We start from the raw sequence: 20669 nt of genomic DNA on the forward strand, positions 1-20669 counted from the left end.
CAGACGAGGTGTTGCATGAAATACTTCATGCACTGGCTTTTAACACACTGTTGAGTTCTCAAGAAACGGACGCGTTTTCCAGCGGCTCATTTCGTATTTCTATACTTTCACCCGGTTTGCTTCCTGTCAAATCCTAGAATTTGACGTTTCACAAATTCCGAGCAGCAAGAAACCCTCAAAAACGTACCGTGCCATCATGGGCATGTCGAATCAACGGAGTTTTCCGGTGGCTCTACGCGTACCCGAGACGGAGTCTCAAGGGGCTTGTGCCCTGGGGCCCGTCCGCCTGACACGGCGTCCGGATCGCTCCCGGGGCGAAAACAAAGACTAGGTCGCGATCGGCGTGACGTCAAATCACCACGTCGGCGCGGCGCCGCCCAGCTTCCTGACCTGCGTGGCCGACGCGCACACCTCGGCCGCCATCCCCACCGCCCGCGCCGCCCGCACGTTCACCTCGCCGTCGTCGAGGAACACGATCCGCTCCACGGGCACCCCGAACTGCCCGGCCGCCACCTAATATGGCCGCCACCTCATAGGCACACGGATCCGGCTTGATAGGCACGCGGATCCGGCTTGGCCACGCCGATCCGGCACGAGAAGGCCCGCGCGGCGAAGCGCTTAGGCCAGTCGCTGCGCTCCCACACCGGCAGTAGGTTCGACAGCAGGCTGAGCGTGCGTCCCCCATCGGTCAGCTCGTTCACCAGCGCCACCCGGACTGCGACCAACTGTCCAGGCCGGCCGCGGTCAGCGAGCTGTTCGCGTGCCTGTTCAGTCGGTGTACGGGCGATAAACCCCGTAAAGGTCGAACAGAATCACGCCGCCCATGTTTCGAGCGTATTCTTCCCCGGTGACTGCCACGATCATCCGCCCAGCCCCGCCGACGACCCGCTCGTACGCCTGGCTCCCCTGGCCGATGGCCGCACTGGCAGCCGCGGTGGCGCTCTCCGGCTCCGGAGCAGCCTCGCTCAACGGCGACGAGCTCGCCACGATCAGCGCGGCGAGACGCTCCATTTCCGGATTGTGGGAGCTGTCGCAGCACATCGACGGCCATTTCCTGCCGTACTACGTCTTCATGCACCTGTGGGTGAAGCTCGGCACGGCGGAGCTGTGGCTGCGCCTCCCCTCGGCGCTGGCGATCGGCGTCGCCGCCTGGTTCCTGACCGATCTGGGCCGCCGCCTGCACGGCATGACCGCTGGCGTGACGGCCGCGGTGATCTTCACGGCGCTACCGTCCGTGTCCTATTACGGCGCATTCGCCCGCTCATACGCGTTCGCCGCCGCAGCGGTGGTCTTCGCCTTCTGGGCGCTGCACCGGGCGATCGAGGAGCCGCGCCGTACCGGCCGCTGGGTTCTTTACGGCGGGGCGGTCGCGCTGGTCTGCTGCACCCATCTGTTCGCCGTGCTCACGCTGCCCGCACATCTGCTGCTCGCGCGCCGCGCGACCTGGTCGCGCATGCTGGCGGCGCTCGCCATAGGCGGCCTGCCCGCCGTCGCACTCGGCCTGATCGGGTACGGCGAGCGCCACGCGATCAGCTGGATCCCGCAACGCGGCCCCGACGTGCTGCTGAAGTTCCCCAAGATGGCGGCGGACTCGATGGAGGTCGGCCTGCTGCTGTTCGCGGTCGCCCTGCTCGGGGCGGCGCTGACGTGGCGCTTGAAGGAGACCCCGGCGCTGCTGGCCTGGCTGGTGCTGCCGCCGGTCCTGCTGCTGGCGGTCTCCCATCTGGTGACACCTGTGTACGTCGACCGCTACCTCTTTGTCACCACTCCGGCGCTGGCCCTCCTGGCGGGGCTGGCCGCGGCCGGCATGCCGCGCCTGCCCGTCGTCGCGGGCGCCGTGCTGGCCGGGGTGACGATCGCGCTGGCCGTACCGGCTCATCTGGACGTGCGCGACTACAACGGGCGCTATGCGGACTTCCCCGGAGCCCTCGCCAGAATCAAGACGCGGCCCGGCGACGCCCTCGTCTACGGCCAGAGCTCCGAACGCAAGGGCGTTCTCTACTACGCCGCCAAGCCCCTGCCCGACGACGTCCTCCTGGCATCGCGGGAACCGGAGCCGCACGGCTTCGCCTGGCCCGAGCGCGACGACGTCGCCGCCGCGCTGGAGGGGCGCGACCGCGTCTGGATGTTGTGGCGCGGAGCGAAGACGGCGAAGCTACCGCGCATCGAGGCGGTACGGGCGGCAGGCTTCGAGCAGTCCTCCGCGTGGCATTCGGCGGAAATCCCCGGCATCACGGTGGCCCTGTTCACGCGTCGCTGAAACCGCGCCGCTCACGCGTCGGGAAACAGCGTCGCTAAAACAGCGCCGCTCACGCGTCGCCAAAACAGCGCCACTCAAGCGTCGCTAGAACTGCACCGTTCACGCGTCGCTGAACTCGCGTCTGACCGGCACCACGCGCCCGTCGGCGAACACCCGCACCTTGGCCGTCCGGCTCATGGCGAACAGCGCGTCCATGCGGGACGTCCGGTACCTGATCCGCTCCGGGATCTCAACCCGCAGAAACCGTTCCACATGGCCGGGCCGCGCGCGGCTCTCGCTCAGCACCTCCAGCATCAGCCAGGGGTTCCAGCTTCCGGCGGTGACCTGGACGGCCTTGCCGATGAGCTCATCGGGGATCCCACGGTCGAGGTAGTCGGCGAGCACCAGCGAGAACTCCCCGTCCCACAGCGAGAGGTTGTCGAGCACGAGCCCGGTGACCTCGGAAGGCGCGTACGGCTTCAGCAGGCGTAGCACCCGCTCGACCTCATGCCGGTCGCCGTGGCCGATGGCCTCGGTCAGCCGGGCGTGCAGCGGCGCGACGACGGAGGTGTCGCCGACGCCGTGCAGCGCCTCGGCGATCTCGGCGAGGGCGTCGAGGTTGTCCTTGGCGTCGGCGAAGGCCTTGCGCAGCACGGGCACGCCTTCGGTGCTCTTCCAGCGGGCCAGGCTCCTGGCCAGCGGCAGTTTCACCTCATCCGCCTCCTCGCCGGCGAGGAGGTCGGCGAACAGCCCGCACAGCTCGGGCACGGTCGCGGCGTCGGTCCACCAGGCCAGGCCGTGGATCAGCTCAAGCCGCCCGAACCGGTCCAGCCCGCCCTCCCGCAGCAGCGCGGACAGGACGGGCAGCGAGCGCGCGGCCACGACCTCCAGCGCCGCGATGAGCTCGACCGCGTCGGACCCCGCGCGGGTCCCGCCGCGCACGAGGTCCAGGGCGAGCTCGGCGGCCGCGCCGTCCATGACCGCCTTGTACGCCTCCACGGTCACGTACCCGGTCCGGCCAAAACCGAGGGCGAAGATCCGCGCCGCCACCTTGGGCCCGAGCCCCGCGGCCGCGATGTACCCGGCGATGTCACGCTTGGTGGCTTCGACCCGCCCGCCCTCCAGCGCCTCCAGCGCCAGCGTCGCCACGTCCGCCCCGATCGGCAGGCGACGGTAGGGCGGGAAGAGGTAGGGATCGACCGGACTGCCCGTGTCGTTGACCAGCGACTCCACCAGCAGCCTGACCACCCCGTGCCCGCCGAGCCCGCTCAGCGCGACCACGAACGCGCCGCCGGGCGCCAGTCCGTGCGCGAGCCGTTGCCGCAACTCACCCAGCAGGTACGGCTCCGCCTCCCGGCACCGCAGATGCCCGAGCGCCAGCGCGAGGTTCTCCTCCAGGTCGAAGCCGGGCGCGAGAGCCAGCAGCCGCGCGCCGAGGTTCTTGGCCCGCGAGTTGCCGAGCGCCTCGATGGCCCGTTCCCGCCCGCCCCTGCTGTGGCCGGGGTCGGTGACGTAGCCGAGCAGCCGTTCGGTGATCTCGTCGCCGCTGATCTCGACCAGCCGCCGGGCGCAGGTGCGCTGCATGCTCTTGGGCAGCGTCTCGTCCATGAGCACGCCGAACATGTCGTCGACGATCCGCCGCCGCAGCCAGGGCACCTTGATGCGGGGCGTGCCGACCAGGCAGGAGCCGGCCAGCATGAGGTCGCCGTGGAACAGGTCGTCGTCGGCGGCGACGGGATGGCCGCGGGGCGGTTCGTCGGAGGTCTGCCGGCCGAGGATGGCCAGCAGCAGTGGGGAGGCGTCGGTCATGCGCCCGGCCAGCAGCGTGATGACCTCCTCCCACCAGGGGTCGTGGCGGTGGCCGACGATCCGGGCGATGGCCGCCTGCCCGTGCTCGTTGGCGGCGACCGCGGCGAAGTAGTCCTGCAGGGTCAGGTGGAGGAAGCCGTACCAGCCGTGGGCCATCTCCTTGAGCAGGCCGTACTGGGCGCAGATCTCGGCCAGCACCTCGGCGGCGCGTTCGGCGGGCAGGTCGACGGTGGGCAGGAAGCGGGCGATGACGTCGAGCAGTTCGTGTTCGGGCAGGTAGCGCCAGCCGTGCTGGTGGAAGTGCCAGGCGATCTCCTCCAGGAGGTCGCGTTTGCGGGCGGTGGTGAACTCCGACTGGCGGCGGATGCCGCGGTGGGCGTCCCATTCCTTGAGCATCACGTCGACACAGCGGTTGTAGAGCTCGGCGCGGCGTTCGGGTAGTTCGAGGTCTTTGCCGTAGACGATGGCGATGAGGGAGAGAAGAAGGGGGTTCGCCGCCAGGGCACGCATCCTGGAATTTCCGGATAAAGCCGCGCGCAGGCCCTCCGCCTTGACCGGATCCTCCGCGAACCAGTTCGCGGCGAACGCCTCGACCTGCTCCCACGTGAAGTCCAGCACCTCCAGCGAGCCGAACTCCTGCAGCCCGCCCCGCCAGCCCGCCTTCCGGCAGGTGACCACGATCGGCGCCAGCCGGTAGCGCCCGGCCAGCCGGCTGATCTCCTCGGCCACGTGGGTGTAGGCGCGCTCGGCCTCCTCTGGGGTGGCGCCGCCGAGCACCTCGTCCAGGCCGTCGAGCAGCAGCGCCGCCTGCCCGGTCTCCAGGCGGCCGCGAAGGTACGGGCCGGCGTCGCGGAAGCCGTACCTCTCGTCGAGCTGTTTGACGGCGAAGTCGAGCAGTCTCTCCTCGCCGCTGTCGACGAACCTGCGCAGCTCCACGAAGACGGGCAGGGTGGGGCCGGGGCGCAGTTCGCCGCGGGCGATGCGGAAGGTCAGGTACTTCAGCATCGTGGTCTTGCCTGCGCCGGGGTCGCCGACGACGGTCATGCGCGCGTGCCTGGCCATGGCCTCCTCGGGCGCGAAGGTCTGGCCGGTGCCTTCCAGCAGTTGTTCCTCGCCGCCCCTGGCCAGCCGCCTGGCCTCCTCGGGGTGCAGGTAGCGGCGCGGCTCCTCCTCGCGCACGCGCACCTGGACGTAGAGCGACTCCAGGTCGAGCGGCTGGGGCATGTCGAGGATCTTCAGGTGGCGCAGGGAGGCGACGACGGCCGCGCGGTAGTCGAGGGCGCCGCGCTCGACGGCGTCGGCGTGCTCGCGGGCGTCGCGCAGCCGTTCCTGGAACTCCTCCTCCGCTGTGCCGCGCTCGTGCTCGGCCTTGGCCCGGTCCCAGGCGAACTTCTCCTGGTCCAGTTCGAGCTTGCGCCGTTCCAGCTCCTGCTTGCGCTCTTCGAGGCCGCGCTGCTGGCGGAGGTTGCCGCGCCATTGGAAGAAGCCGGCGACCAGTCCGGCGAGCACGCCGCCGAGGGCGATGAGCGCGGGGGCGTTCGACGTCCAGAACGACGACATGAGCGAAGTATCGCCCGGAGCCAGCTTGTCACCGGAAGTTTCGCGATTATTGGCACGAATAGAGGTTTCGGTCCTTACCATAATCGCCGCGGTGATCGACCGGTGAGAGTCTCCGGCAATGGCGCCGCAGGGAGTTCCACGTGCGAAAGATCGCAGCGACCACGCTCGCCGTCCTGACCCCTCTCACCGGAGCGGGAGCGAGCGCGGCCACCGCCGCAGCCGACCACCGTCCCGAGCGTTCGCAGGTCGTCGTCATCGGCCACCGCGGCTCGGCCGGGCACCGCCCCGAGCACACCCAGGGCAGCTACGAGCTGGCGGTGGCCATGGGCGCCGACTGGATCGAGCCCGACCTGGTGCCGACCAAGGACCACGTGCTGGTCGTGCGGCACGAGAACGAGATCTCCGGCACCACCGACGTCTCGGCGCGGCCGGAGTTCGCCGGGCGCAAGACCACCAAGGTCGTCGACGGGCGCAACGTCACCGGCTGGTTCACCGAGGACTTCACGCTGGCCGAGCTCAAGACGCTGCGCGCCGCGGAGCGGCTGCCGGCCATCCGCCAGCGCAACACCGTCTACAACGGCTACTACCAGGTCATGACCTTCCAGGAGGTGCTCGACCTGGCGAAGAAGCTCTCCAAGAAGTACGACCGCGAGGTCGGTGTCTTCCCCGAGACCAAGCATCCGACCTATTTCCGCTCGATCGGGCTGCCGCTGGAGGAGAAGCTGATCGAGACGGTCCGGCGCAACGGGCTGAACCGGCCCCGCGGGCCCGTCGTGGTGCAGTCGTTCGAGCCGTCGAGCCTGAAGCGGGTGGCCGGCGCGCTGCGGGTGCCGCTGTGGCAGGCGCTGGGGACGACGGGCCAGCCGTACGACCTGAAGGCGGCGGGCGACCCCACCACCTACGCCGACATGATGAAGCCGGAAGGGCTGGCGAAGATCGCCGACTACGCGCAGTGGATCGGCCCGGACAAGTCCTCGGCCATCCCGCTGAACCCGGACGGCAGCACCGGCGCGCCCACCTCGCTCGTCTCCGACGCGCACAAGGCCGGGCTGAAGATCGGCGTCTACACGTTCCGGAGCGAGAACCAGTACCTGCCGTTGCAACTGCGGCGCGGGAGCGTGCCGACCGAGCACGGTGACGCGCTGGCGGAGTACCGGGCGCATCTGGAGCTGGGCGTGGACGCGTTCGTCACCGACTACCCGGACACGGCGGTGCTGGCGCGCGGGGAGCGTACCCGCCCGCAGGGGCTGGCGCCGGCCGATCAGCTCGCCCCGCTCAACACCGACGAGCCCGAGGAGGGCAGGCACTAGACGCAGTGAAAAGCGGGCCCTTCACAAGAAGGGCCCGTCCGCGTTCAGCCGACCTCGACGCCGCCGATCGACTTCTTGCCGCGGCGCAGCACCAGGAAGCGGCCTCGCAGCAGGTCCTTGTCCTCGGGCACGTACGCCTCGTCGGTGATCTTCACATTGTTGAGATACGCGCCGCCCTCCTTGACCGCGCGCCGCGCCGCCGACTTCGACTCCACCAGCCCGCTCTCGGCCAGCAGGTCGACGAACGGGGCGCCGAGCGCCGGCACGGCCGCCTTGGGCACCTCGGCCAGCGCCGACCCGAGCGTGGCCGCGTCGAGATCCTCCAGCGAGCCCTGCCCGAACAGCGCCTTGGACGCCGCCTGCACCTTGACCAGCTCGTCGGCCCCGTGCAGCAGCGTGGTGAACTCCTCGGCCAGCGCCCGCTGCGCCTCGCGGGCGAAGGGCCGCTCGGCGACGGACTTCTCCAGCGCCTCGATCTCCTCGCGCCCGCGGAAGCTGAAGATCTTGAGGAACTTCACGATGTCGCGGTCGTCGGAGTTGAGCCAGAACTGGTAGAAGGCGTACGGCGAGGTCATCTCGGGGTTGAGCCACACCGCGCCACCGGCGGTCTTGCCGAACTTGGTGCCGTCGGCCTTGGTGATCAGCGGCACGGTCAGGGCGTGCACGTGCGCGCCCTCGACCCGCCTGATGAAGTCGACGCCCGCGGTGATGTTGCCCCACTGGTCGCTGCCGCCGAGCTGCAGCGTGCAGCCGAAGCGGCGGTGGAGCTCCAGGTAGTCGTTGGACTGCAGCAGCTGGTAGCTGAACTCGGTGTAGCTGAGCCCCTCGCCGGCCAGGCGGGCCGCGACGACCTCGCGCGCCAGCATGCGGTTGACCGGGAAGTGCTTGCCCACGTCGCGCAGGAAGTCGATCGCCGACAGCTCGGCGGTCCAGTCGAGGTTGCTGACCATGACGCCGCGCGCCTCGTCGGACAGGTCGAGGAAGCGCTCCACCTGCACCCGGATCTTCGCCACCCACTCGGCCACGACCTCGGCCGGGTTGAGCGCCCGCTCGGTGCTGCGCCCGCCCGGGTCGCCGATCAGGCCGGTGGCGCCGCCGACCAGGCCGATCGCCCGGTGGCCCGCCTGCTGGATCCTGGCCAGCGTGAACAGCGGGACCAGGTTGCCGACGTGCAGGGAGGGCGCGGTCGGGTCGAACCCGCAATAGGCCGTGATCGGACCGGTCGCCAGCGAGGCGCGCAGCGCGTCGAGGTCGGTGGACTGCGCGATCAGGCCGCGCCAGGCGAGGTCATCGAGAATGTCGGTCACGATCTCGGCTTTCCAGGTAGTGGATGTGGGTACCAGCCTGCCCGATCCATACGGATGCGCGCCACTTGGATACGCTCGGTCTCCATGTGGAAGGTCCGTCGCGAGCTGGCCGCTCTCAAGATCCTAGGGGCTGTCGTGTGTGCGGCTCTCGCCGTGTACTGGTGGCTGGCGGGAGACACCCGCGGGCTGATCCTGGCCGTCCCCGCGACGCTGCTGGTCGGCGCCATGGCGCTGCGCGATCTCCTGGTCCCCGTACGGCTGCGCGCCGACGAGAGCGGCATCACGGTCGTGCACGGCTACGCCGGCCACCGGCACGTGCCGTGGGAGCAGATCGAGGACGTCAAGGTGGACGTGCGCACCCGGTTCGGCCTGCGCAGCGAGATGCTGGAGATCGACACCGGCGACGGCCTGCACCTGTTCAGCCCTCACGAGCTGGGCGCCTCCCCCACCGAGGTGGCCGCCGCGCTGCGCCGCCGGGGGACGTGAGCCTTGTAGGGCGAGACGGTCGGGTCGGCGTCGATCCAGAACCGCCACGGCACCTCTTTGGCGGTGGAGATCCCGGTGCGCGGACCGGAGCGAATGAGCGCGCGCTCGGGCGGCTCACCCTGTAGCACGGCGAGGGTGCCGGATCCGGTGCGGATCGCGTCGAGCCCGTTGTGCTCGCGGTGCAGGCCGAGCGCCACCGCCAGGCGGGCGGGGCCGCGGGCGAGGTCGCGGTCGGGCACCTTCCTGCCCGCCGGGCCCGTGGCGCCGCGCCGGGAGCGCGCGGTCTCCAGCCCGTCCACGATCTCCCCGGCGCGCAGCAGCACCGCCGAGCCGTGCTCCTCCGGCAGGCAGACCAGGTTGGCGCAGTAGTGCATGCCGTAGGTGAAGTACACGTACAGGTGGCCGGGCGGGCCGAACATCACCGCGTTGCGTGGCGTCTTGCCCCGGTAGGTGTGGGCCGCCGGGTCCTCGCCCGGCCCGCCGTACGCCTCGACCTCGGTCAGGCGCAGGGCGACGGGGCCGTGCGCGAGGACGCGCCCGAGCAGGTCGGGCGCGACCTCGTGCGAGGGCCGGTCGAAGAAGGAGCGCGGCAGCGGCTTCAGGATCCGGCCGCCCATGCGGCCTGGGCGTCGACCGCCTCGCGCAGTGCGACGAGCTGGTCGCGGACCCGGTCGGGCGCGGTGCCGCCGGGCGCCTTGCGGGCGGCGAGGGCGCCGGGCACGTTGAGGACGTCGCGCACGTCGGGGGTCAGGTGCGGCGAGACCTTGAGCAGGTCCTCGTCGCTGACGTCACCGAGCTCGACGTCGTTGACCTGGCAGTAGACGACCAGGTGGCCGACGGCCTCGTGCGCCTCGCGGAAGGCCACGCCCTTGCGGACCAGCAGCTCGGCCAGGTCGGTGGCCAGGGCGAAGCCGTCGGAGGCGGTGGCCTGCAGCCGGGCGGTGTTGACCCGCATGGTGGCCACGAGCCCGGCCATCGCGGGCAGCACGAGCAGGAGCGTGTCGACGGAGTCGAAGACCGGCTCCTTGTCCTCCTGCAGGTCGCGGTTGTAGGTGAGCGGCAGGCCCTTCAGCACGGTCAGCAGGGACATGAGGTTGCCGATCAGGCGGCCGGACTTGCCGCGGGCCAGCTCAGCCACGTCGGGGTTCTTCTTCTGCGGCATGATCGAGGAGCCGGTGGAGTAGGCGTCGTCCATCTCGATCCAGCGGAACTCCTGCGAGGCCCACAGGACGATCTCCTCGCCCAGCCGCGACAGGTGCATGCCGATCATGGCCGCGTCGAAGAGGAACTCGGCGGCGAAGTCGCGCTCGGCGACGGCGTCCATCGAGTTGGGCGCGGCGGAGGAGAACCCCAGCTCGTCGGCGACCGCCTCGGGGTCGAGCGGCAGCGAGGAGCCGGCCAGGGCTCCGGCGCCGAGCGGGGAGACGGCGGCGCGCTTGTCCCAGTCGGTGATGCGGTCGATGTCGCGGGCGAAGGCGTGCACGTGGGCGAGCAGCTGGTGGCCGAAGGAGACCGGCTGGGCGTGCTGCAGGTGCGTCATGCCCGGGGCGGCGGTCTCGGCGTGCTGCTCGGCCTGCGCCATGAGCGCCGTCTCCAGCTCGACCAGCCTGAAGACGATCGTGCGGGCGTGGTCGCGCAGGTAGAGCCGCAGGTCGGTGGCGATCTGGTCGTTGCGCGAGCGTCCGGCGCGCAGCTTGCCGCCGAGGGCGCCGAGCCGTTCCAGGAGGCCGCGCTCCAGGGCCGTGTGCACGTCCTCGTCGGCGACGGTCGGCCGGAACTCGCCCGACTTGCAGGCGCGCTCCAGGTCGTCGATCGCGCCGATCATGCGCTCGAGCTCGTCCTTCGTGAGCAGCCCCGCCTTGTGCAGGACCCGCGCGTGCGCCCTGGACGCGGCCAGGTCGTACGGCACGAGCCGCCAGTCGAAGTGCACGCTCACCGACAGCCGGGTCAGCGCGTCGGCCGGACCACCTTCGAAGCGTCCGCCCCACAGCCTCATCGGCTTACCATCACTCACCGTCAGCTCCTCAATCTCCACAGCGAAGTCCTCCGCGACCATAGTGCACCTCAGGCCCGCTTCGCGTCCCGGGCGGCCGCGATCTTCGCGGGCAGCGAGAACAGCTGGACGAACCCCTTGGCCAGGGACTGGTCGAAGGTGTCGCCGGTGTCGTAGGTGGCCAGCGAGAAGTCGTACAGCGACTCCTCGGAACGCCGGCCGGTGACCGTGGCCTTGCCGGCGTGCAGCGTCATCCGGATGTCGCCGGAGACGTACTTCTGGGCGTCGTCGATGAGCGACTCCAGGGCGTCCTTGAGCGGCGAGAACCACAGGCCGTCGTAGACGAGTTCGCTCCAGCGCTGGTCCACGCCCCGCTTGAAGCGCGCCAGGTCCCGCTCGACGGTGACGTTCTCCAGCTCCATGTGCGCGGCGATGAGCGCGAGGGCGCCGGGCGCCTCGTAGACCTCGCGCGACTTGATGCCGACGAGCCGGTCCTCGACCATGTCGATGCGGCCCACGCCCTGCGCGCCGGCGCGGGCGTTCATCTCCGCGACGATCTGGTACGGCGTCAGCGCCCGCCCGTCGAGCTTGACCGGCACGCCCGCCTCGAACGTGATGACGACCTCGTCGGCCGCGCGCGGCTGGGCCGGGTCGGCGGTGTAGGCGTAGACGTCCTCGGTGGGGCCGTTCCAGATGTCCTCCAGGAAGCCGGTCTCGACGGCGCGGCCCCACAGGTTCTGGTCGATGGAGAACGGGTTCTTCTTGCTGGTCTCGATCGGCAGGTTCTTCGACTCGGCGTACTCGATGGCCTTGTCGCGGGTCCAGGCGAAGTCGCGGGCGGGCGCGACGACGCGCAGGTCCGGGGCGAGGGCGGCGAGGCCGGCTTCGAAGCGGACCTGGTCGTTGCCCTTGCCGGTGCAGCCGTGGGAGACGATCGTGCCGTTGTAGCGCTGGGCGGCGCTCACCAGGTGCTTGACGATGAGCGGGCGCGAGAGCGCGGAGACCAGCGGGTAGCGGTCCATGTAGAGCGCGTTGGCGCGCAGCGCGGGCAGGCAGAAGTCGGCGGCGAACTCCTCCTTGGCGTCGACCACGACGGACTCGGCCGCGCCGCAGTCGATGGCCCGCTTCTGGATGACGTCCATGTCCTCGCCGCCCTGGCCGAGGTCGACCGCGACGGCGATCACCTCGGCGTTCATCTTCTCGGCGAGGTACGGGATGGCGACGGAGGTGTCGAGGCCGCCGGAATAGGCGAGAACTACTCTCTCGGTCATGGTGTTTTCTCCGATTCGGTGACTGATGGTGGCGCGAAGAGCCCGCGGTCAAGCGGGCTAGCTTCGTCGGTCGGCCACCTTCAGCAGCGACTGCGCGACCCCGCTGCCGCCCTGCGGGTCGCGGGCGATGACGAGGACGGTGTCGTCCCCGGCCACGCAGCCGAGGATCGACTCCCAGTCGGCGTGGTCGATGGCCGAGGCGAGGAACTGGGCAGCGCCGGGCGGCGTCTTCACGATGACCAGGTTGGCGCTGGCCTCGGCGGAGACCAGGAGCTCCTCGGCGATGCGGTGGAGCCTGGCGGCCGGGGTCTCGCCGGTGCCGAGCCTGGCCAGCGGGATGCGGCCGCCGCCCTCGCCGGGCAGCGCGTAGACCAGCGAGCCGTCCTCGGCACGCAACTTGAGCGCTCCTAGTTCGTCGAGGTCGCGTGAGAGCGTCGCCTGGGTGACCTCGACGCCGCTCTCGGCCAGCAGCTTGGCCAGCTCGGGCTGCGAGCGGACCGCCTGCCGCTGGAGCAGCTCGGTGATCTTCGCCTGGCGGGCGACCTTGGTCATCGGGATGGTCATGTCAGTTGTTCACCAGCCAGTGCAGCAGCGCCTTCTGGGCGTGCAGCCGGTTTTCGGCCTGGTCCCAGACGGCGCTCTTCGGACCGTCCAGGACGTCGGCGGTGATCTCGTAGCCCCGGTAGGCGGGCAGGCAGTGCAGCACGATCGCGTCGCCGGCGGCGTGGGCCAGCAGTTCGGCGTTGACCTGGTAGGGCATGAGCGCGGCGACGCGCTCGTCCTTGCCGTCCTGGCCCATGGAGACCCAGGTGTCGGTGGCGATCACGTGCGCGCCCTGGACGGCGGCGGCCGGGTCGCTCAGCGCGATCACCGAGCCGCCGGTCCTGGCGGCGATGGCGGCGGCCCGGTCGAGGATGACGGCGTCCGGCTGGTAGCCGTTCGGGGCGCCGATCCGCACGTGCATGCCGGCGGTGGCGCCGCCCAGCAGATAGGAGTGGGCCATGTTGTTGGCGCCGTCGCCGACGTAGGTGAGAATCAGGCCCTTCGTGGTGCCGAAGCGCTCGCGGACGGTCTGCAGGTCGGCGAGGATCTGGCAGGGGTGATACTCGTCGGTCAGCGCGTTGACGACCGGGACCGTGGTGCCTGCGGCCATCGCCTCGATGCGCTCCTGGCCCGCGGTGCGCCAGACGATGGCGGCGCACTGGCGCTCCAGGACGCGGGCGCTGTCCTCGATGGGCTCGCCGCGGCCCATCTGGGAGGCGCCGCCGTCGATGATCAGGGGCAGGCCGCCCAGCTCGCCGACGCCGACGGCGAAGGAGACGCGGGTCCTGGTGGAGGGCTTGTCGAACAGGACGGCGACGGTCTTCGGCCCCTCGAAGGGGCGGTAGCCGTAGCGGTCCTTCTTCATCGCGGCGGCCAGTTCCAGCACCTCGGCCTGCTCGGCCGGGCTCAGGTCGTCGTCCTTGAGGAAGTGTCGCGTGGTCACGGCGTCGCCTCGGTGAGGATCTTGGGGAAGGCGTCCACGAAGGACTGCACCTCGGAGTCGGTGACCACCAGCGGGGGCGCGAGCCGTACCGCGTCGGGCTGCAGGGCGTTGAGCAGGAATCCCGCGTCGGCGGCCGCCTTCTGCACGGCGGCCGAGACGTCGGAGGTGAGGACGGCGGCCAGCCACAGGCCGCGGCCGCGCACGCCCTTCAGCAGCGGGTGCTCGATCGCCTCCAGGCCGGTGCGCAGTTGCGCGGCGACCTTCTGCACGTGTTCGAGATCCACGTTGTCCAGTACGGCCAGCGCCGCCGCGCACGAGACCGGGTTGCCGCCGAACGTCGAGCCGTGGTCGCCCTTGGCGAACAGCGTGCCGGCCTCGCCGAAGCCGACGCAGGCGCCGATCGGCAGCCCGCCGCCCAGGCCCTTGGCCAGCGTGAGGATGTCGGGGACGACGCCGTCGGCCTGGTGGGCGAACCAGTGGCCGGTGCGTCCGATGGCCGACTGGATCTCGTCGGCGACCATGAGCGCGCCGGTGGAGTCGCAGATCTCCCTGACGGCCTGGAAGTAGCCGTCGGGCGGGGGGACGACGCCGGCCTCGCCCTGGGTGGGCTCCAGGAAGACCGCGACGCACTCGCCGGTGACCTCCTCGCGCAGGGCCTCGGCGTCGCCGTAAGGGACGAACCTGACCTCGACCGGGAACGGGCCGAACTGGTCGCGGATGGCCTTCTTGCCGGTCAGCGACAGGGCGCCGATGGTACGGCCGTGGAAGCCGTTCTCGGCGGCGACGAAGTAGCGGCGGCCTTCGCGCCGGCCGTACTTGAGGGCGAGCTTGTACGCGGCCTCGTTGGCCTCGGTGCCGGAGTTGGCCAGGAAGATCTTGGCCGGGTCCTTGAGCAGCCCGAGCAGTTTCTCCGCGAGCAGGATCTCGGGCTCGTGCACGAACAGGTTGGAGGTGTGGGCCAGGGTGGCGACCTGCCGGGAGACCGCCTCGACCAGCGCCGGGTGGGCGTGGCCGAGCGAGCTGACCGCGATGCCGCCGATGAAGTCGAGGTAGCGCTTGCCGTCGACGTCCCACACCGCGCTGCCCTCGCCGCGGGCCAGGGCGACGGGCGGGGTGCCGTAGTTCGGCATGAACGACTTCTCGAACCTCTCGAACAGGCTCATCAGGGCATCACCATGGTTCCGATTCCTTCGTCGGTGAAGATCTCTAGCAGCAGGGAGTGCGGGACGCGGCCGTCGAGGACGTGGGCGTGGTGGACGCCGCCCTGGACGGCGGTCAGGCAGGCGCCCATCTTGGGCACCATGCCGCTGGACAGGGTGGGCATCAGCTCTTCGAGCTCGGCGGCCTTCAGCTTGCCGATGACGTCGCTGTCGTCGGGCCAGTTGGCGTACAGGCCTTCGACGTCGGTCAGGACGATGAGCTTCTCGGCCTTCAGCGCCACGGCCAGCGCGGCGGCGGCGGTGTCGGCGTTGACGTTGTAGATCTGCCCGTCCTCGCCGCGGGCGACGCTGGAGACGACCGGGATGCGGCCGTCGTCCATGAGCGCCAGCAGGGCGCCGGGGTCGACGTGGACGATCTCGCCGACCTGGCCGATGTCGACCTTCTCGCCGTCGACGACGGCGTGCTTGCGCTCGGCGGTGAACAGGTTGGCGTCCTCGCCGGACAGCCCGACCGCGAACGGGCCGTGCCGGTTGACCAGGCCGACCACCTCGCGGTTGACCTGGCCGACCAGGACCATCCTGACGACCTCCATGGCCTCGGGCGAGGTCACGCGCAGCCCGGCGGTGAAGGTCGACTCGATCCCGTGCAGGTCGAGCGCCTTGCTGATCTGCGGGCCGCCGCCGTGGACGACGACGGGCTTGAGACCGGCGTAGCGCAGGAAGACGATGTCCTCCGCGAATCCCGCTTTGAGCGACTCCTCGGTCATGGCGTTGCCACCGTACTTGATGACGACGGTGGCGCCCTGGAAGCGGGCCAGCCAGGGCAGCGCCTCGATCAGCGTGGCCGCTTTCGTGAGCGCCGAGGCCGACCTCATGAGGAGTAGGCCGAGTTCTCGTGGACGTAGTCCGCGGTCAGGTCGGTGGTGTGGATGGTGGCCGAGTTGGTGCCCGCCGACAGGTCGATGGTGATGGTGACGTCGCGGGGGCGCATGTCGACCTTGTCGCGGTCGTCGCCGACGGCGCCGCCCCGGCAGATCCACACGCCGTTGATGGCGACGTTGAGGCGCTCGGGCTCGAAGACGGCGTCGGTGGTGCCGACGGCGGCCAGGACGCGGCCCCAGTTGGGGTCCTCGCCGTGGATGGCGCACTTGAGGAGGTTCGAGCGGGCGACGGTCCGGCCGACCTTGACCGCGTCGTCCTCGGAGGCGGCGCCGACCACCTCGATGGCGATCGCCTTGGAGGCGCCCTCGGCGTCCACGAGCAGCTGCCTGGCCAGGTCGGCGCAGACCTCGGTGACCTTCTCCTCGAACTCCTTCAGCGGCGGCTTGACCTCGGCGGCGCCGGAGGCGAGCAGCAGCACGGTGTCGTTGGTCGACATGCAGCCGTCGGCGTCGAGCCGGTCGAAGGTCTTCGCGGTGGCCTTGCGCAGGACCGCGTCGAGCTCCTCGCTGGTCAGGTCGGCGTCGGTGGTCAGCACGACGAGCATGGTGGCCAGGGCGGGGGCGAGCATCCCGGCGCCCTTGGCCATGCCGCCGACCATGTAGCCGTCGCCGCGCTTGAAGGAGATCTTCGAGACGGTGTCGGTCGTCCTGATCGCGTCGGCGGCGGCCAGGCCGCCGTCGCGGGAGAGCTGCTCGGCGGCCGTCTCGACGCCGCCGAGCAGCGCGTCCATGGGCAGTCGCTCGCCGATCAGGCCGGTCGAGCAGACCGCGATCTCGCCCGCGGATTCCTGGAGCGAGGCGGCCACCTTCTCCGCGGTGGCGTGGGTGTCCTGGAAGCCCTCCGGCCCGGTGCAGGCGTTGGCGCCGCCGGAGTTGAGCACGACCGCTCGGACCCGGCCGCCGCTCAGGACCTGCTGCGACCAGAGCACGGGGGCGGCCTTCACGCGGTTGGCGGTGAAGACGCCCGCGGCGGCGCGCGAGGGTCCTTCGTTGATGACGAGGGCCAGGTCGCGGTTGCCGCCGGCTTTGATGCCCGCGGCGATCCCTGCGGCCTTGAAGCCAAGCGGGGCGGTCACACTCATGGAGCAACTCCTGTCAGGGGGAGGCCGAGCTCTTCCGGCAGGCCGAGGGCGAGGTTGACGCTCTGGATCGCGCCCCCGGCGGTGCCCTTGGTGAGGTTGTCGATGGCGATGACGGCGATCACGCGCCCGGCGCGCTCGTCGAGCGTCACCTGCAGGGCGGCGGTGTTGGCGCCGTAGGTCATCGCGGTGGCGGGCCAGGCGCCCTCCGGGAGCAGGCTCACGAACGGCTCGGTGGCGTAGGCCTCGTGGTAGGCGGCGCGCAGCGCCTGCCTGGTCAGTCCGGGTACGGCGGGAGCCGTACAGGTGGCCAGGATGCCGCGGCTCATCGGGGCCAGCGTCGGGGTGAAGGAGACCCGGACGTCGGTTCCGGCGACGGCGCCGAGGGTCTGCTCCATCTCGGGGGTGTGCCGGTGGCCGCCGCCGACGCCGTACGCGCTGACCGAGCCCATGACCTCGCTGCCGAGCAGGTTCGGCTTGAGCGACTTGCCGGCGCCGCTGGTGCCGGAGGCGGCGACCACGACGACGTCGGGTGCGGCGAGGCCCGCGGCGAAGGCGGGGAACAGGGCGAGGGTCACGGCGGTCGGGTAGCAGCCGGGCACCGCGATGCGCCGGGCGCCCTTGAGCGCCTCGCGCTGGCCGGGCAGCTCGGGCAGCCCGTACGGCCAGCTGCCCGCGTGGGCGCCGCCGTAGAACTCGCGCCACGCGGCGGGGTCGGTGAGCCGGTGGTCGGCGCCGCAGTCGACGACAATGGTGTCGGTCCCGAGTTCGGCGGCGACGGCGGCGGAATGGCCATGCGGCAGGGCCAGGAAGACGACGTCGTGGCCGGCGAGGGTCTGGGGGCTGGTTTCCTCGATGACCCGGTCGGCGAGCTGGGGCAGGTGCGGCTGGTGGGCGCCGAGCGTGGTGCCCGCGCTGGCGGCCGCGGTGAGCGCGCCGATCCGCAGCTTGGGGTGGCCGAGCAGCAGGCGGAGCAGCTCTCCGCCGGCATAGCCGCTGGCACCGGCGATCGCCGCCCTCATCGAACCTCCTGCATGTTCATGCACTGTAACTCATGTTCTTGCTTAGAAAGATGATGCACAACAGAGGATGAACATGCAAGTGAGACCGCCCCTCCGGTCCGCATGGTGAGATCGGACAAATCACCCATTTGATGCATAACCACTCACAGAACAAGGCTCTAGCGTCACGTACCTACTGGTCGGTACTGTGATTTATCCGGATCGCCGAGCCACGCGGGAGTTCTGCGCATGACCATCAGCCACGCCCAGGTCCAGGCCCAGCTCACCGGCCCCGGCCAGCTCTTCGAGACCGAGGAGATCGGCGACACGGGCGTCCGTACGTGGAAGCACGCGCCCGGCCAATTCAGGGCGCTGCTGGAGATGAGCCGCTTCCACGGGGAGAAGGTGTTCCTCGTCTACGAGGACGAGCACATCACCTTCGAGGAGCACTTCCGCCGCGCGGCCACGCTCGCCAACCGGCTCGTCACGGACTACGGCGTGGCCAAGGGCGACCGGGTGGCCATCGCCATGCGCAACTACCCGGAATGGGTGGTCTCCTTCTCCGCGGCGCTGGCCGCCGGGGCGATAGCCGTACCGCTGAACGCGTGGTGGACCGAGCAGGAGCTCGCCTACGGCGTGCAGGACTCCGGCGCGAAGGTGCTCATCGCCGACGGCGAGCGCGCGGCGCGGCTGGCGGGCACCGGCGTCCCGCTGATCGTCACCCGCGGCCAGGCTCCCGCGGGCGCGCGCTCCTTCGAGGAGGTCATGGGCGAGGTCGCCGCCGACGTCACGCTGCCCGCCGTCGAGCTGGCCCCCGAGGACCCGGCCACGATCTTCTACACCTCCGGCACGACCGGCAAGCCCAAGGGCGCGCTCGGCAGCCACCGCAACCTCGGCCAGTCCCCGATGACCGTCGCCTACGGGCTGCTGCGCGCGGTCGCGCTGGCCGGGAAGGACATCGGCGCCGCGGCGGGCGTGCGCAGGGTGACGCTGCTGACGGTGCCGCTGTTCCACGTGACGGGGTGCTTCTCCGCGCTGACCACGACCATGTTCACCGGCGGCGGCCTGGTGCTCATGTACAAGTGGGACGCCGGGCAGGCCCTGGAGCTCATCGAGCGCGAGAAGGTCACCGCGATGATCGGCGTGCCGACCAACGCTTGGCAGCTCATGTCCCATGCCGACTTCGGCAAGCGCGACCTGTCCTCGCTGACCACGCTCGGCTACGGCGGCGCCCCCGCCCCGCCCAAGCTGCTGGAGCGCATCAACGAGAACATGCCCGAGCGCTCGGCCTCCAACGGCTACGGCATGACCGAGACCACCGCGCTGGCCGTCGGCAACGGCGGCCCCGACTACCAGGCCAAGCCCGACAGCATCGGCCTGCCCTCCGCGGTCGTGGACGTCAGGGTCGTCGACCCGATGGGCGAGGTGCTGGCCGCCGGCGAGGTCGGCGAGCTGTGCGTACGCGGCCCCAACGTCATCATGGGCTACTGGAACAAGCCGCAGGCCACCGCCGAGACCTTCGTCGGCGGCTGGCTCCACACCGGCGACCTGGCCAGGATCGACGAGGAGGGTTTCGTCTACATCGTCGACCGGGCCAAGGACATGGTCATCAGGGGCGGGGAGAACGTCTACTGCGCCGAGGTCGAGGCCGCATTGTTCGAGCACCCGGCGGTGGACGACGCGGCGGTCATCGGCGTGCCCCACGACGAGCTGGGCGAGGAGGTCGGCGCCGTGCTGCGGCTCAAGCCGGGCACCGCTACTACCGCCGAGGAGGTCCGCTCGTTCCTGGCCGAGCGCATCGCCAAGTTCAAGATCCCGGCCCACTTCTGGTTCCGCGACGACGAGCTGCCCCGCAACCCCGGCGGCAAGATCCTCAAGACCCACCTGCGGCGTGAGGTCCTAGGCGGGTAGCAGGCGGACCTCCGCCTGCGGGAGCTTGGCCCACCAGTGGGTGTAGCGGCGGTAGACGGCGGGGTCGCGGGCGGCCAGGAACTTCACCAGGGCCCGGGCCTCGGCCGCCAGCCCCGCCCAGTCCCGGTCGGACAGCGGCCGGAAGGCGCTCGCCTCGATGCCGCCGTCGGCCGGCCGCCAGACTCCGGCGACCTGCCCGTCGACCAGCAGGCTGGGCAGGACGTCGCCGTTCTGGCGGGTGACCAGGCGGCGGAAGTCCGGCGGGATCACCCGGCTGCGGTCGGAGTAGGCCAGCAGGACGCTGTCCCACATGGGCAGCAGCCTCGGCGGCGCCGGGGTGTCCTCCTCGGGGATCTGCCCGCCCGGCACGTCGTAGAGCACGGTGCCGTCGGGTCCTTCGAGCTGGTCGAAGCCGGTCACCGCCTGGCGCAGCACCGGCCTGGTCAGCAGGCTGAACTGGGCGATGTCGGCCACCGACGCCGGTCCGAAGGCCTCCAGGTAGCGGTGGACGAGGTGGTGTACCGACTCCTGCCGCTCGTCCGGGCCCATCCTCGGCAGGCGGGTCACGGTGAAGGCGCCCCGCGCGCCGAACGACCACGGGCCGCCGGTCGGGACGTGGTGCAGCGGCGCGAACGTGCGCAGCGCCCACCACATGCGCGGCTGATGCGCGCCCAGCCGCTCGCGGATCAGCTCCTCGATCTCCGCCTTGGTCCGCGGCCCGGCCGCGAACTCCAGCAGGTGGGGCAGCAGCGCGTCGGCGTCGGCGACGCTCAGCCCGGCCCCGGTGAAGCGCCGGTCACCCAGGCGCGCCCCGCGCAGGCTCGGCACCATCGCGTTGTGGAAGGCCGGGTAGTCGCCGGCGTGGACGGCGTGCAGGGTGATGCGCATCAGCGTGGACTTGACCACCTCGTGGGCGGCGAAGGCGGCGTCGAGGTCGGCCGGGTCGAACCCGTCCAGCCTGTTCCACAGGGCCAGGTACGGCGAGGCCGCCTCCTGGGCCTGCAACGCGGCGATCCGGCGCACGCCCTCGGCCACGGGCAGGCGTTCGCGCCGCAGGAGCAGTTGCCGGGCCAGCGTCGCCCGGTTCAGCCGTCTCATCGTCAGCCGCACGCCCCG

18 protein-coding genes are annotated in these 20669 nt (G+C 70.9%); 4 read left to right on the forward strand and 14 right to left on the reverse strand.

Annotation, left to right across the window (positions count from 1 at the left end; genetic code table 11):
- Positions 1–354: 354 nt before the first annotated feature.
- Both HNR40_RS15490 and HNR40_RS15495 read right to left on the reverse strand, forming a co-directional pair.
- Positions 355–513 (reverse strand): HAD family hydrolase, encoded by a 159-nt coding sequence (locus HNR40_RS15490; RefSeq protein WP_184961758.1) that lies wholly within the window; start codon positions 511–513, stop codon positions 355–357.
- Between the two features lie 17 nt (positions 514–530).
- Positions 531–701 (reverse strand): HAD family hydrolase, encoded by a 171-nt coding sequence (locus HNR40_RS15495; RefSeq protein ID WP_184961760.1) that lies wholly within the window; start codon positions 699–701, stop codon positions 531–533.
- A 146-nt stretch (positions 702–847) separates the two neighbouring features.
- On the opposite strand from HNR40_RS15495, the gene HNR40_RS15500 reads away from it, so the two are divergent.
- Positions 848–2260: a glycosyltransferase family 39 protein gene (locus tag HNR40_RS15500; protein WP_312896361.1), complete on the forward strand. Its 1413-nt coding sequence runs from the start codon at positions 848–850 to the stop codon at positions 2258–2260.
- Positions 2261–2359: 99 nt separating this feature from the next.
- Here HNR40_RS15500 and HNR40_RS15505 read toward each other — a convergent pair whose 3' ends face one another.
- Positions 2360–5608 (reverse strand): NACHT domain-containing protein, encoded by a 3249-nt coding sequence (locus HNR40_RS15505; RefSeq protein ID WP_184961762.1) that lies wholly within the window; start codon positions 5606–5608, stop codon positions 2360–2362.
- Positions 5609–5748: 140 nt separating this feature from the next.
- Here HNR40_RS15505 and HNR40_RS15510 point away from each other — a divergent pair, with 140 nt between their 5' ends.
- On the forward strand, positions 5749–6918 hold the full coding sequence (locus tag HNR40_RS15510; protein ID WP_312896362.1) for a glycerophosphodiester phosphodiesterase: 1170 nt from the start codon (positions 5749–5751) through the stop codon (positions 6916–6918).
- A gap of 44 nt (positions 6919–6962) precedes the next feature.
- Here HNR40_RS15510 and tyrS read toward each other — a convergent pair whose 3' ends face one another.
- Positions 6963–8225: a tyrosine--tRNA ligase gene (gene tyrS / locus HNR40_RS15515; protein ID WP_184961764.1), complete on the reverse strand. Its 1263-nt coding sequence runs from the start codon at positions 8223–8225 to the stop codon at positions 6963–6965.
- A gap of 84 nt (positions 8226–8309) precedes the next feature.
- Between tyrS and HNR40_RS15520 the strand changes: the two genes are divergently transcribed.
- Positions 8310–8711, forward strand: a complete 402-nt coding sequence (locus HNR40_RS15520; RefSeq protein WP_184961766.1) for a PH domain-containing protein — start codon at positions 8310–8312, stop codon at positions 8709–8711.
- Here HNR40_RS15520 and HNR40_RS15525 read toward each other — a convergent pair.
- The 9 genes from HNR40_RS15525 to argC are packed head-to-tail and all read right to left on the reverse strand — an operon-like array spanning position 8651 to position 17663.
- Positions 8651–9328: a DNA-3-methyladenine glycosylase gene (locus tag HNR40_RS15525; RefSeq protein WP_184961768.1), complete on the reverse strand. Its 678-nt coding sequence runs from the start codon at positions 9326–9328 to the stop codon at positions 8651–8653. The genes HNR40_RS15520 and HNR40_RS15525 overlap by 61 nt on opposite strands.
- A complete protein-coding gene (gene argH / locus HNR40_RS15530; RefSeq protein WP_184961770.1) occupies positions 9310–10767 on the reverse strand; it encodes an argininosuccinate lyase in 1458 nt (485 codons plus the stop codon). Before argH ends, HNR40_RS15525 begins: the two co-directional genes overlap by 19 nt.
- Positions 10768–10775: 8 nt before the next feature.
- A complete protein-coding gene (locus HNR40_RS15535; protein WP_184961772.1) occupies positions 10776–11975 on the reverse strand; it encodes an argininosuccinate synthase in 1200 nt (399 codons plus the stop codon).
- A gap of 57 nt (positions 11976–12032) precedes the next feature.
- The gene (locus tag HNR40_RS15540) at positions 12033–12539 is read right to left on the reverse strand and encodes an arginine repressor (protein ID WP_184961774.1); all 507 of its coding nucleotides are present in this window, start codon (positions 12537–12539) and stop codon (positions 12033–12035) included.
- Between the two features lies 1 nt (position 12540).
- On the reverse strand, positions 12541–13461 hold the full coding sequence (gene argF / locus HNR40_RS15545) for an ornithine carbamoyltransferase (RefSeq protein ID WP_184961776.1): 921 nt from the start codon (positions 13459–13461) through the stop codon (positions 12541–12543).
- Positions 13458–14624 carry an acetylornithine transaminase gene (locus tag HNR40_RS15550; RefSeq protein ID WP_184961778.1) on the reverse strand — a complete coding sequence of 389 codons (1167 nt, stop codon included), beginning with the start codon at positions 14622–14624 and terminating at the stop codon, positions 13458–13460. Before HNR40_RS15550 ends, argF begins: the two co-directional genes overlap by 4 nt.
- Positions 14624–15496 carry an acetylglutamate kinase gene (gene argB, locus HNR40_RS15555; RefSeq protein ID WP_184961780.1) on the reverse strand — a complete coding sequence of 291 codons (873 nt, stop codon included), beginning with the start codon at positions 15494–15496 and terminating at the stop codon, positions 14624–14626. Before argB ends, HNR40_RS15550 begins: the two co-directional genes overlap by 1 nt.
- Entirely contained in the window at positions 15493–16644 is a 1152-nt protein-coding gene (gene argJ / locus HNR40_RS15560) for a bifunctional glutamate N-acetyltransferase/amino-acid acetyltransferase ArgJ (protein WP_184961782.1), read from the reverse strand. The genes argB and argJ overlap by 4 nt, the downstream gene beginning before the upstream one ends.
- Positions 16641–17663 carry an N-acetyl-gamma-glutamyl-phosphate reductase gene (gene argC / locus HNR40_RS15565; protein WP_184961784.1) on the reverse strand — a complete coding sequence of 341 codons (1023 nt, stop codon included), beginning with the start codon at positions 17661–17663 and terminating at the stop codon, positions 16641–16643. The genes argJ and argC overlap by 4 nt, the downstream gene beginning before the upstream one ends.
- Before the next feature lie 228 nt (positions 17664–17891).
- Here argC and HNR40_RS15570 point away from each other — a divergent pair, with 228 nt between their 5' ends.
- On the forward strand, positions 17892–19553 hold the full coding sequence (locus tag HNR40_RS15570) for a class I adenylate-forming enzyme family protein (protein ID WP_184961786.1): 1662 nt from the start codon (positions 17892–17894) through the stop codon (positions 19551–19553).
- On the opposite strand, the gene HNR40_RS15575 is transcribed toward HNR40_RS15570, so the two are convergent.
- Positions 19542–20663, reverse strand: a complete 1122-nt coding sequence (locus HNR40_RS15575) for a winged helix DNA-binding domain-containing protein (RefSeq protein ID WP_221340449.1) — start codon at positions 20661–20663, stop codon at positions 19542–19544. The genes HNR40_RS15570 and HNR40_RS15575 overlap by 12 nt on opposite strands.
- Positions 20664–20669: the final 6 nt, after the last annotated feature.

This window comes from Nonomuraea endophytica (assembly GCF_014203235.1).
Lineage (GTDB): Bacteria > Actinomycetota > Actinomycetes > Streptosporangiales > Streptosporangiaceae > Nonomuraea > Nonomuraea endophytica.